This is a genomic window from Pelagicoccus sp. SDUM812005, assembly GCF_031127875.1.
In the GTDB taxonomy this organism is placed as follows: domain Bacteria; phylum Verrucomicrobiota; class Verrucomicrobiia; order Opitutales; family Opitutaceae; genus Pelagicoccus.
Window position 1 is genome coordinate 12351 of the sequence record NZ_JARXIA010000005.1, and the last position, 12592, is coordinate 24942.

The following is a 12592-nucleotide window of genomic DNA, read 5'->3' on the forward strand; positions in this document are numbered from 1 at the left end:
CCAGATAGCGTCCTAAATATAGAATTTCCCACCCACACACCACCCAGCCAGGTCGTCCCCCTCGACGGCCTGGCATTTTTTTTGGTCTAACACCGAAGACTGTGGAAATTGCTTTAATGCCGAATTCGGCGCTTGAACGGTAGGCCTACCGCCGCGATTCGCGCTTGCTCCTCCCTACGGAAGGCAAAGACTTCGCAGCTGCCATGAAAGTCGCTCCCTTTAAGTCAATCGCCCTTGCCGCCCTCAGCCTCCTTCCCCTGCTAGCGAGCTGCACAAAGGAAAATGCCTCCCGCGAAACGGGACCTGCCCAGATCGCTCTCGGCGACAAAACCTTGACCATCGAGTTCGCCATCACGCCCAGCGAACAGCGCAAAGGGCTCATGGGCCGCGACGGAATCGCCGACGACCATGGCATGCTCTTCGTCTACCAAGAGCCTCAGCAGATGTCCTATTGGATGAAGAACGTCGATTTCCCCATCGACATCGGATTCTTCACTGCCGACGGCGTCCTGCGCGAGGTGTACCCCATGTATCCGCAGGACACCCTCGCTCGAAAGTCCATCGGCAAGGAGATGCTCTACGCCTTGGAAACCCGTTATCGCTGGTTCAGCGAAAACAATATTCGCCCCGGCGCCCAGCTCGACTTGGACGCGGTCCGCAAGGCTCTCGGCAAGCCCTAAGCCTAGCCGTTAAAGCTCTGCATGATCGAAATGAAGGGCAAGAAGAGAGCCAATACGATCAATACCACCGCAACCGCCAAGATCACGATCATGAGCGGTTGCACCATGGCCGTCAGGCTGGAGATGGAATTGTCCACTTCCTCGTCGTAGATATCGGCGATCTGTCCCAGCATCTCCGGCAAATCCCCCGTCTCCTCACCTACTTCCACCATGGAGGTAACCATCGTGGGAAAAATCTTGGTCCCTTCCAAAGTCGAAGCGATGCCCTCCCCGTCCTTCACGCGGTTCCGCACGGTCTCCACCGCGTTCATCACATGCTTGTTGCCGCAGGCGTCCCGCGTGATTCGCAGGGCATCAAGTATCGGCACGCTGCTCTCGATCAAGGTTCCCAAAGTTCTGGAAAAGCGGATCACGTAAATCTTGGTGCAAAGGTCGCCTACCCCGACGAACTTGAGCTTCAGCCAATCGTAGAAGCTTCGTCCGATGCTCGTAGCCCCGAAAACCCGCTTGAAAATCCACAGCCCTAGCAGCCCGCCGAAGATCGCGTACCAATAGGCCACGATAAATTTGCTCACCGCCAAGACATACACCGTGAGCACCGGCATCTTGTCCTCGCCAATTTCCTCGATGAAGATCTGCTCGAACTTCGGCACCACGAAGATCAAAAGGAACATCACGATCACGAAGGAGATAACCATCACCACCATCGGATAGGTCATGGCCGAAGCCAAACGGGCCTTCATGCGTTCCGACTTCTCTAGGTAAGTCGCCAACCTCGCCAAAGAAACCTCCAGCATGCCGCTGGCCTCGCCTGCCCTCGCCATATTGACGTAGAGGAAATCGAACTCCTTCGGGTATCCAGCCAAGGCATCCGAGAAGGTGCTGCCGGACTGGATACTCTCGATCAAGGAATTCTGTATCCAACGAAAGACGACATTCTTCTCCTGATCCTTCAATACCTCCAGCGAGCGAACCAAGGTCAAGCCCGCCTGCAGCAAGGTAGCGAGCTTGCGGGTAAACTCCGCCAAGGCCTTCTTCTTCACCGCCGAGCCGAGGTACATAGGCTTCTTGCTCGCCTTTTCGGACTTCAAGCCCGTCGCCGTGGCGGAGGTCTCGTTCGCCCCCGCGGGCTTGACCACCGTAACTCGCGCCGGAGTCAGCCCATAGCTGCGGATCTGTTTCACGGCTTGCTGGCGCGATGCGCCTTCGACGATGCCCTTGCGCTCCTTGCCCTCCGAATCTATCGCGATGAATCTAAATTTCGACATACTACGTGCGACCCTCTCAGCGGGAGCGATCAGGAATAACGTATCACCTCTTCCACGGAAGTGACACCGGTAAAAATGTTGCGGAGCCCGTCTTCCCTCAAGGTCCTCATGCCTTCGTTCAAGGCCTGCTCGCGGATCGCCGCCGCGGGTCGGCCTTCGCTGATGAGCTCGCGCACCGACTCCGAGACCGACAGCATCTCAAAGATCCCCTGCCGCCCCGTGTAGCCCGTATTGGCGCAGGAGCCGCAACCGCTGCCCTGGAAAAATTCCTTCTGCTGCAAGATCGCAGCGTCCAAATTAAGCTGCTGCAGCAAGGCTGCGTCGGGCAAATAGGCTCGGCGACAATTCGGGCAAATCTTTCGCAACAGACGCTGGGCCAGCACCGCCTCCAGCGAGGAGGAAATCAAAAACGGTTCCACCCCCATATCCATCAGACGCGTCACCGCGCCCGCGGCATCGTTGGTGTGCAAGGTACTCAAAACCAAGTGCCCCGTCAGCGAGGCTTGGATCGCGATCTGGGCCGTATCCAAATCGCGGATCTCCCCCACCATGATGATATCCGGATCCTGTCTGAGGAAAGACTTCAAGGTACTGGCAAAGGTGAGGCCGATATGCGGGTTCACGCCGACTTGCATGATCCCGTCGATCTCGTACTCGATCGGGTCCTCCGCCGTCATCAGCTTCGACTCGATACGGTTCAGGCGCTTCAAGCAGCTGTACAAGGTCGTCGTCTTGCCGGACCCCGTCGGCCCCGTAGAGATAAAAATCCCATTCGGCCGGGCGATCGACTTCTCGACCGCCGTCAATACATCCTCCGGCATGCCCAAGGAGCTGAGCTCCAGCTGGGTCGCCCCCTGGTCCAGCACGCGAAGCACCACGCTTTCGCCAAACTGTGTCGGAAGCGTGGATACACGTAAATCCACATGGCGCCCCGTCACCACCAAACGCACCTTGCCATCCTGAGGAATTCGGCGTTCCGCGATGTTCAAGTTCCCCAGAACCTTGACGCGCGAAATGATCGGCACCGCCAGCTCGCGAGGCGGCGGCGACATTTCGTAGAGCGCCCCATCGATTCGGTAGCGTATCTTGAACTCCTTCTCGAAAGGCTCGAAATGAATATCCGAGGCCTTGTCCTTGATCGCCTGAGCCAGCACCAGGTTGACGAAACGAATGATCGGCGTTTCGCCCGCCATCCCAAGCAGGTCGTCGGGACTGATATCGTCGTCGGACGCCACATCGCTCAGGTCCAGCTCCTCGAGGATGCCGGTATAGTCGACGTTCTTTGGCCGATAGTAGACATCCAACAGCTCGTCGACCACCTTCGGGTCGAGCAAAAGCAAGCGTACGTCGCGATTAACGGCGAAAGCCACGTCGTCGACCACGCTGGTATTGAACGGATCGGTCGTCACGATCGTGAGCTGCCGCTCCGTGCTCTCGATCGGCACGACCCCATGCATGCGAGCGAGCGACGGGTCGATCATCGCGATCAACTCCGCCGGAATATCGTAAGGAGCATCCTTTAGACGAGGAATCCCTAGGTAGCTGGCAACCGTATCCAAAAACACAGAACGGTTCAGCTTCGCCTCCTCGACCACCAGCGTCGCCAGCGAAACATTCCCCTCCGCAAGCCTTCCCTGCAGTTGGTCCAGCGTAGAGCGGTCCAACAAGCCGTGAATCTGGCAAAGGTCGTAAACCGCCTGGTTGTGAGAATCGTACATAGGGAGCGTAGAGCAGGAAAACTACCTTCTACGAGGCTCCCTTGTCCAGCGACATTCTCTCGCCGAAAAATCTCAGCGCGGCTCCGCCAGATCCTGCACCGCCCGCTTGATCTCTTCCGGTCGCGTCCAAGGAAGGAAGTGGTTCGCCCCCTCCAATATCCGCAATTCAACTACGCCGGGAGGAAGCTCCCGCTTCACGTAGTCCGCGTTTTCCTTGGGAACCAGATCGTCCCGGTCCCCCTGCAATACGACGCAAGGGACCTGCAAGCCCGCCAGCTTCGGCTGAAGCAGCTCCAGCTCCCCCTTGAGCGGAAAGATCTCGTCGTTGCTGTTGCGCCACTCCCGCGACAAGCCCCACCGTACCAAAGGAAACTTCCCCACCCAGTTGTACCACTGCCGCTTCTCCAAGTTCGGATCCATCGACGGAGCCACCAGAACCATTCCGGAAACCGAATCCGGAAAGTCCGCCGCCAAACGGGCCACCACCGGACCGCCCAGGGAATGCCCGACCCAGATGGCCGGCAAGGCGACTCCCGAGGCCTTCACCGCATCGCGAATCCGGCGGGCCTGCACCTCGATCGACACCTCCGCGCCCTTGGGTCGCGTCCTCCCGAAACCGGGCCGGTCCACCGACACCAAGGTAAACCGGGCGTTCAGCTCCGCGTCTGAAAGCAGGTGCACGAAAGCGTCCCAACTCCCCGGAGATCCGTGCATGAAAACCACCGTCGGCCCCGCGCCGGTACGAGCTAGGAAAACGCTCCCCTCCGCATCCTGATGTTCGAAATACACCGGGGCCGGCTGGCCTCGACTCGAAAAATGCGCCTGAATCTCCTCTTCCGCCATTTGTAAGGACATGCAACCGGAAAACCCCACCGCCATCGCGACAAAGCCAAGCAACAAGAAACCGCCGCCCCACAGCGCCCCTTTCCCAGACAAAAGACGCCTGCCCCTCCGCTTCATCGAAAGGCAGTCTCAAGCGAAAAGCCGGCCAAGTCGCCTGCGAGGGAGCAGCCCCTCCTTTCGGTAACGCCCAACGGTCGTCCCTCCCAAGGTAGCCGGCTCCACTCGATTCCCAGCACGGGCCGTCCCCTAGTGCTTGTGTCCCTTGTGCGAATGGTCGTGACCGTGCTGGTCCGCAGCCTTCTTCGTTTCGCACATTTCGCAGCTTCCATCGTCGCAGCAGGAGTCAGCCGCGCTCGCGGTTACCGTCCCCTTCTGCATTCCGCAGGTCAGCATCATCGATCCGTAGTACGGGTTGCGCAGGGAGGAGCTAGCCTGCAGCCAAGTGCCGCCCTTGTTCTTGAAAGCCATGGGGCAATACATGATGTGAGCCGTTCCCTCCGCGATTCCGTTCTCCTCCACCTTGGCAAGCAAGGCGTCGGACCAGGACTTGAACGCCTTGCGAGCCGCCGCGATGTCGGACGACTCCGCAATCGCCTTCGCCGCGTCCAGCTCGGTCGAGCAACAGCTGTCCGCCTCCGTCGCGCACGCCATGCTCTCGGCATGGGAAAGAAACGCCTGCGCTCCCTTCTTCGCGGCCGCCAGGTCATCGCCCGCCAACCCTTCCTGGGTCGCAAAATAGTCGGACAACTGCCCCTGGGCGCAACCTGCGCAGCCCGCGTGCTCGCTGCCGCCGTGGCCGGTCATTTCATCCGTGCTGCAAGTGCCGCAATGGGCGGCGAGGGTCGATACGGCCGCGAGACTCGCGACCAGACTGAGTATTAGCTTTTTCATAATCGATTGGGTTTTGATTTAAGGGCGCTTTTAGGCCCGACTTAGTGTTTCAGAGCGAAAGGGAAATTCGATGCGTCAGCGGTACGGGTTCCCGAAACCGCACTACTACGCCCTTAAACGCGCTGGCTTGCCCATACCCTCACACAAGATCCGATTTTTTACGCGTTCCTCCTTCGGAACTTGCTGCCCAATTCCGCAAACCCGCAATAGAGCACCGGAACGAAGAATATCGTCAGGATCGCGAGCAACATACCGCCAAACGAAGGTATCGCCATCGGGACCATGATGTCGGAACCGCGGCCCACTGAGGTAAGGACCGGCAACAAGGCCAATATGGTGGTCGCGCTCGTCATCATGGCAGGTCGCACGCGCCTGGAAGCGCCTTCCACCACGCGACGGCGGATCTCTTGGGGAGACCCAGGCGGCGCTTCCCGGAATCGCTGCTCCAGGTAGGTCGCCATAATCACGCCGTCATCCGTCGCGATCCCAAACAGAGCCAGAAAGCCGACCCAAACCGCCACGCTCAGGTTGATGGTATCCACTTGAAAAAGCTCTCTGAGGTTGAACCCGAAGATCGAGAAATCGAGGAACCACGCCTGTCCATACAGCCAGACAAGGGTGAAACCTCCCGACCACGCAAAGGCAATCCCACTGAATACGAGCAAGGTTACGAGCACCTTCCTGAAATTCAGATACAAGATCAGGAAGATTGCGAACAGGGCAACGGGCAACACGATGCTAAGACGCTTCTCAGCCCTGACCTGATTCTCATAGCTCCCCGTGAATCGATAACTCACACCGGCTGGGATCACCAGCCCGCCGCTGGCGATTTTGTCTTGGAGGAAAGCTTGGGCCTGCTCGACCACCTCGACCTCCGCGTATCCATCGACCTTATCGAAGATCACGTATCCCACGAGGAAGGTATCCTCGCTCTTGATGACCTGAGGGCCGCGCACGTAGTTAATGGTAGCTAATTCGCGCAGCGGGACCTGAGTACCGTTAGGCGATGCGACCAGTATCCGCTCGATGGATTCAATCGTATCGCGAAGCTCTCGCATATAGCGCACTCGCACCGGATAGCGCTCCCGGCCTTCGACGGTCTGAGTAATCGGCTTTCCGCCTATGGCTACTTCGATGACTTCCTGCACCGTCGTAATCTTCACGCCGTAGCGAGCGATTGCGTCCCGGTCGATATCGATCTCAAGGTAGGGCTTACCTACGATACGGTCCGCCAAAACGGCCTCTTTCTTGATCGCAGGAACTTGCTTGAGCAAACCTTCGATATCAAGGGCCACCTTTTCCAAAGTCTCCAGGTTCGGACCGTAAACCTTTAGCCCCATGGGCGCTCTCATACCGCTTTGCAACATGACGATGCGAGCCGCGATCGGCTGCAGTTTCGGCGCCGAAGTAGTGCCAGGGATGGATGCCGCCTTCACGATTTCATTCCAAATGTCGTCGGGACTCCGAATCTCGTCGCGCCACTGGCGGAAAGGCCGGCCGTCCGGGTCGAGCACCAATTCGCCGCTCTCGTCGCGTACAAACGCGTCAGCCTTTTCGTCGTAGGCGAAGCTGAGCACGCGGCCGTCTTGGTCCGTTATAAATTCCGACTTGTAGGAGATGATCGTCTCGATCATCGAGATCGGCGCTGGATCGAGCGGACTTTCCACGCGGCCGATCTTGCCCACCGCGCTTTCGACCTCAGGAATGGCATTGATGGCCATGTCTTGTTTTCTCAATACATCCATAGCCTCGCCAATCGAAGCGTGAGGCATGGTCGTAGGCATCAGCAGATAAGATCCTTCGTCGAGCGTAGGCATGAACTCCTTTCCAAGGCCGGGCATCTTGTGGCTCATGGCCACGTAGGCATCCGTTTGCTTCGCCCACCCGGGCATCCACCCGAAGCTCCTCTCCCAGCCAAGCCATGCCGTGAAGCCGAACAATAAGATGAGCAAGCTTCCCAAAACAAATAGCAGCTTTACCTTTAGCAGCGCCGCAAGAATTCGCGGGTAGAAGCGAATAAAGAGGTAGAAGAACCCCAGCAGTCCCCCGACCGTCAGCAACACGAACGCCACATTGCGCGCCGCATACTCCGGCCCGAGCGGCTTCCAATCGAAGGCAAGCCACACCGCGACGACCCCGGCCACGATGAAGTTAAAGCTGAACAGCGTTTTGCGCTGCACCTTCTCGGGAATGCGTGGGCTTGCGATTTGAAAGGCGGCGCTAGCCACCAACAGCAACCCCAGCCACCAAGGGAACCAAGCAAGAGCGAATGGACCCACCACCCCGCAAAGCGCGACCACGCCCCACAAGCTAAGCCTTGCGATGTTCGATTTTGAACGGCCGGCGACAAACCAATGGGCCAGCGGCGGGATCACGGTGAGGGCCACCACAATGGAGCCGACCAAGGCAAAAGTCTTGGTGTAGGCGAGCGGTCGAAAGAGCTTACCCTCCGCCGCCTGCATGGTGAACACCGGCAGGAAGCTGATCACCGTCGTCAAAACCGCTGTCACCACGGCGCTAGCCACCTCCGTGCAAGCCCGATAAACAACCTCCAGTCGACTCTCCTCCTCGGACGCCTCGTCCAGATGCTTGAGTATATTTTCGATCAGAACCACCCCCATGTCGACGATCGTACCGATGGCGATGGCGATGCCAGAAAGAGCGACCACGTTCGCATCCACCCCAAAGAGCTTCATGCCAATGAAGGAAAAGAGAACCGCGAGCGGCAGGACGCCTGAAATCAAAGCCGCGCTCCGTAGGTGCAGAACCATTACAACAACCACAATGATCGTAACCAAAATCTGCTGACGCACCGCGTCCTCGAGCGTTCCAAGCGTTTCGTAGATCAAACCGGTACGGTCGTAGAACGGAACGATTTTTACCTGACTCACCGTTCCGTCTTCCAAAGTCTTTTTAGGCAGGCCGGGCGAGATCTCCGCTATCTTTTCCTTAACGCGCTTGATTACCGCGAGCGGGTTCTCGCCGTAGCGAGTGACTACCACGCCACCCACCGCTTCAGCTCCCGCCTTGTCGAGAGCGCCACGCCTGAGGGCGGGGCCAAATTCGACTTCTGCGACCTGATCGAGCGTGATCGGAATGTTATCGCGCTGCGTAATGACCGTCTTACGGAGGTCATCCAAGCTTTCGATAAAGCCCAAGCCACGAATCACGTATTCGACGGAATTGATCTCAATGGTTCGCGCTCCTACGTCCAGATTACTGCCCCGAACCGCATCGTAAACCTCGTTCAAGGCGATACCGTAAGACCGCAAGGCATCCGGATCTACGTCGACCTGGTACTCCTTCACGTAACCGCCGATGGAAGCAACCTCAGCGACCCCATCAACCCCTTGCAAGGCGTAGCGCACGTACCAATCTTGGGCGCTCCGCAATTCGTCGAGATCCCAGCCTCCACTCGGCTCGCCTTCCGAATCCATCCCCTCCAGCGTGTACCAAAAGACTTGTCCCAAGGCAGTCGCATCCGGACCGAGCTGGGGCGATACTCCTTGCGGCAAAGTGCCAGACGGCAAGCTGTTAAGCTTTTCCAAGATACGGCTTCGCGTCCAGTAGAACTCAGCATCCTCCTTGAAGATGATGTAGATCGACGAGAACCCGAACATCGAATAACTTCGAACCGTCTTCACCTGAGGCAGCCCGAGCAGGGCGCTGGTAAGCGGATAGGTAATCTGGTCCTCGATGTCCTGCGGGGACCGTCCCATCCATTCCGTGAATACGATCTGCTGGTTTTCTCCTATATCCGGGATGGCGTCCACCGGTACCGGATCCCGCGGCAAGGACCTGCTTTCCCAATCGAAGGGAGCAACCATAATCCCCCACAGGATCAGGCCGGCGGTAAAGAGAGCAACAACAAGCTTGTTCTCTAAGCAGAAGCGTATCAACCCGTTGATAGGATTTCCCTTCGGACTAGTGGCCATGGCTATCGTGAGCGTCCTCGCTATCGCTTATTGTTTCCCGAACTTCGCCGCACGTGAGCATCATCGCCCCAAAGTACGGGTTCTGCAACGGCTCTCCGCTTTGCAGCCAATCGGCTCCACGATCTGGATACACCATGGGACAATGCATCACCGTGAGCGATCGGTCGAAAACGCTCGGCTTAGCCTTCGCCGCGGCGATCATCGCGTTCGAAAGATCTTCGAAATGAGGCCTGCGCAGGGCGTCTAGACTCTCCGCCTCTAGCATCTCGCGCAGCAACTCGAGCAGCTCGCCAGCGGAGGCGCTTGCTTCGGACATCCCCTTGACAGCAGACTTCGCCGCATCGAGGTCGTCGCCTGCCAAAGCCGCCTGCAATGCCAGATAGTCAGCTGTCAACCGGGCCGCTTGTTCGGGTTCGATCCGCAGCGCTGCCGCTTCATGACCGCTGCCATCGGCCTCGCTGCGAGTAGACGACGGTCCATGGTCATGCCCAGGAGGCGGCCCTCCTCCCTGAGTGTTCATCATACTGGGTTTGGCTTGAATCTGAAGCGCGCTGTCGATCTTGAAAGCCCCTTTGCTCACGATACGATCTCCTTCCTGCAGCCCGGCCGCTACGATAAAATGTTCGCCGGCTCGTGGACCGAGAGTGATCTCGCGCCCTTCGTAAGTAGGTCGCTCCGTATCCGGTTTTTCGATATAAACGACGGCGCGTTCGCCCGTTCGCAGTACCGCTGACGCAGGCACGTAGAGCGGAGCTTCCTGAGTTTCGTCGCGTACGTATCCAAGTTCCTGCGCCGGTACGAGATCCATACCGCACACGTCACATTCTCCGGGCGCGTCCTTCACGATTTCCGGATGCATGGGACTGATCCACTTGCCAGCGAATTCGGGAGCGTAGACCTTTCCGCCTTCCGCAAGGCGCGCCTCGACGCGCCCTTTGGCAAACATGCCGGGCTTGAGCCGGCCGTCCCGATTCGGCACGTTGACGCGCACCTGCACAGTACGCGTCTTGCTATCGACCTCCGGCTCGATAAAGGCAATCTGCCCATGGAACGTTTCGCCGGGAAAGGCTTGGACGGAAAAAGCCACTTCCTGCCCGTAGCGAAGCCAAGCAAGATCCGACTCGTAGGCATCTAGGAAGAGCCAAAGCTCGTTAAGGTCCACGATCCGAAATAGCGATTCGCCCGTTTTGACGTAGTCACCTTCGTTCACTTTTTTGGATACAACCACGCCGCCAATCGGAGCCCGCAGGGTAAAGTGGTCCTTGGCTTGTCCCCTTTCAAGAATGGCATCGATCTGGTCGGGCAAAAGATCCCAGAGTCGCAACTTTTCGCGAGCGGCCGCCGTGATCGAAGATCCGGGATCGCTGCGATAGGACGTAAGCAGTTCGCGCTGCGCAGTCAGCAGCTCGGGGCTATAGACCCTGGCGAGGTGCTCGCCTTGCTTCACGGCAATGCCGGTGTAGTTGACGAACAACTCGTCGATACGGGCTGGAAAGCGGGCCGTAAGCGATTTTTCTTTGGTCTCGTCGTAGGCCAGCTTGCCCACCAAGCGTACCTCAGCCTTAGGAAAACCGCGCTGGACGGGAGTGGTCTGTATCTCGGCGAGAGCTCGAGAGCTTTTGCTCATGCTCATAACCCGTGGTCCTTCGTCCGCTCCTTCATCCTTTTCCAAAGGTATTAAGTCCATGCCGCAGATTGGGCAATCGCCGGGAGCGGGCTGCTGGATCTGCGGGTGCATGGAACAGGTCCAAATACTTGGTTCTACCGAAGCGGACGGTTCGCCCGCCGCAGCCGAGCCAGCCGTAGCGTGGTCATGCCCCCCATCGGGAACAAAGGCGAAGCGGCCGATCCCGAGCCCTAGGAGAAGCGCTACGCCGGCCACTGCGGCCATGGTGGAAAGAGGTTTGCTTTTCATTTCGATTCAGAGGCTTGAAAGGTTCCGAGAATGGGTTGGTTCGCGATCGCCTGAGCTGTGACCAGCTGCTGCCACGCGTCGGCTGCTGCCCGCCAATAAAGCATTTGCAATTCGAGCAGCGAACGTTCGCTGTCGATCACTTCGAGAATTCCCGTTCGGCCGCTTTGGTAGCTGGCGCGGCTGTTCTCGACCGCCTGCTCCGCAAGGCCAAGAAGCTCGTCCCCGTACAACTTGAGACGACGGTTCGCGTCCACCAGCGACGAGAGGCTGCTGGCTAGGTCGGCCTTGAGAGCGTTGAGACGATTTTCGTATTCGGACTCGAAGGCTTGCCGAGACAAGGCCGCTTCCGCTTGGGCGGAACGGTTTTTCTTCGTCCACAACGGAACGTTCACCCCGAAGGTGATCCCCCAAGCATCCTTGCCGGAGTCGATACTCATCGCGGGCGTCGCGAGCTCGCCGATTTGCATATAAGTAAGGCCGACAGTGAAATCGGGCCGGGCCCCGAGCTTGGCCAATTCGCTGCGAACACCTGCGCTCGCAATCTTGCGTTCAAGCATCTGCAGCTCGGGATTGCTGGCCTCGATGGCTGCCAACAAGGCCTCGGCATCCGGCGCCACGAGATCCGGCTTACGCCATTCAGGCCAGGGAAGCGCGCCGGCGTGCGGAAGAGCCAACAGTTCGCTCAACTTTGCGGATTGAGTGACGCGGGCCTGCCGCAGCGACTGGAGACGGTCGCTCACCTTGCCGATTTCCACCTTCAGCCGCAGCAAGGCGTTCAAGTCTCCGCCCGACTTGACCCTCTCCTCCACGATCGGCTCCAGCTGCTCGAGCAAGGCCACGTTCTCCTCGGTGAGCTGCGTCGCACGTTGGGTAAAGCCGTACTCGTAGTACATCGAGGCAACCGTGCGAGCCAGCATGAGCTGCTGGCTTTGGTAGGCAAACCAGAGCGCTTCCGCTTCTTCGCTGATAGCCCTTTCTCGGGCATCAAGCGTACCAAACCAAGGTATCTTCTGGCTGGCCATGAACACATTCTCCTGCGGTCCGTTGCGCGTTTGCACAGACTCGACAAAATGGGTCACCTGGAACATGGGATCAGGCAAAGCGGCCGCTAGCGGGATGCGCTCCCTCGCCGCTTCGTAACGACGTTCGAAGGCTGTAAGCTGAGGATTAGCAGCCTGCGCCCGCTCAAGGTAATCCTCCAAGGAGGACAACTGGGCCGCAACGTCGGAGCCTTGCGCCCAGAGCGTGGCGCCCCCGCAGATTCCGCCAATAGCGAAGACGGTTAAGCGCAGCCTGTTGAATGGGTTACGTAGTCTGAAATTCATCGATACACGTTTCAACG

The 12592-nt window shown here is 58.5% G+C and carries 8 protein-coding genes; 1 reads left to right on the forward strand and 7 read right to left on the reverse strand.

Annotated elements, in window-relative coordinates; all coding sequences use genetic code 11:
• Window positions 1-203 precede the first annotated feature (203 nt).
• On the forward strand, window positions 204-680 hold the full coding sequence (locus tag QEH57_RS07585) for a DUF192 domain-containing protein (RefSeq protein ID WP_309006105.1): 477 nt from the start codon (window positions 204-206) through the stop codon (window positions 678-680).
• A gap of 2 nt (window positions 681-682) precedes the next feature.
• On the opposite strand, the gene QEH57_RS07590 is transcribed toward QEH57_RS07585, so the two are convergent.
• From QEH57_RS07590 to QEH57_RS07620, 7 genes are all read right to left on the reverse strand, one after another.
• Entirely contained in the window at window positions 683-1948 is a 1266-nt protein-coding gene (locus tag QEH57_RS07590; protein WP_309006106.1) for a type II secretion system F family protein, read from the reverse strand.
• A 29-nt stretch (window positions 1949-1977) separates the two neighbouring features.
• Window positions 1978-3666 (reverse strand): GspE/PulE family protein, encoded by a 1689-nt coding sequence (locus tag QEH57_RS07595; RefSeq protein ID WP_309006107.1) that lies wholly within the window; start codon window positions 3664-3666, stop codon window positions 1978-1980.
• Between the two features lie 72 nt (window positions 3667-3738).
• Complete coding sequence (locus QEH57_RS07600) at window positions 3739-4521, reverse strand: alpha/beta hydrolase (RefSeq protein ID WP_309006108.1); 783 nt, start codon at window positions 4519-4521, stop codon at window positions 3739-3741.
• A gap of 234 nt (window positions 4522-4755) precedes the next feature.
• A complete protein-coding gene (locus tag QEH57_RS07605; protein WP_309006110.1) occupies window positions 4756-5400 on the reverse strand; it encodes a DUF3347 domain-containing protein in 645 nt (214 codons plus the stop codon).
• Between the two features lie 158 nt (window positions 5401-5558).
• The gene (locus QEH57_RS07610) at window positions 5559-9335 is read right to left on the reverse strand and encodes an efflux RND transporter permease subunit (RefSeq protein WP_309006111.1); all 3777 of its coding nucleotides are present in this window, start codon (window positions 9333-9335) and stop codon (window positions 5559-5561) included.
• On the reverse strand, window positions 9325-11250 hold the full coding sequence (locus QEH57_RS07615) for an efflux RND transporter periplasmic adaptor subunit (protein ID WP_309006112.1): 1926 nt from the start codon (window positions 11248-11250) through the stop codon (window positions 9325-9327). The genes QEH57_RS07610 and QEH57_RS07615 overlap by 11 nt, the downstream gene beginning before the upstream one ends.
• On the reverse strand, window positions 11247-12575 hold the full coding sequence (locus QEH57_RS07620; RefSeq protein WP_309006113.1) for a TolC family protein: 1329 nt from the start codon (window positions 12573-12575) through the stop codon (window positions 11247-11249). Before QEH57_RS07620 ends, QEH57_RS07615 begins: the two co-directional genes overlap by 4 nt.
• Between the last annotated feature and the right edge of the window lie 17 nt (window positions 12576-12592).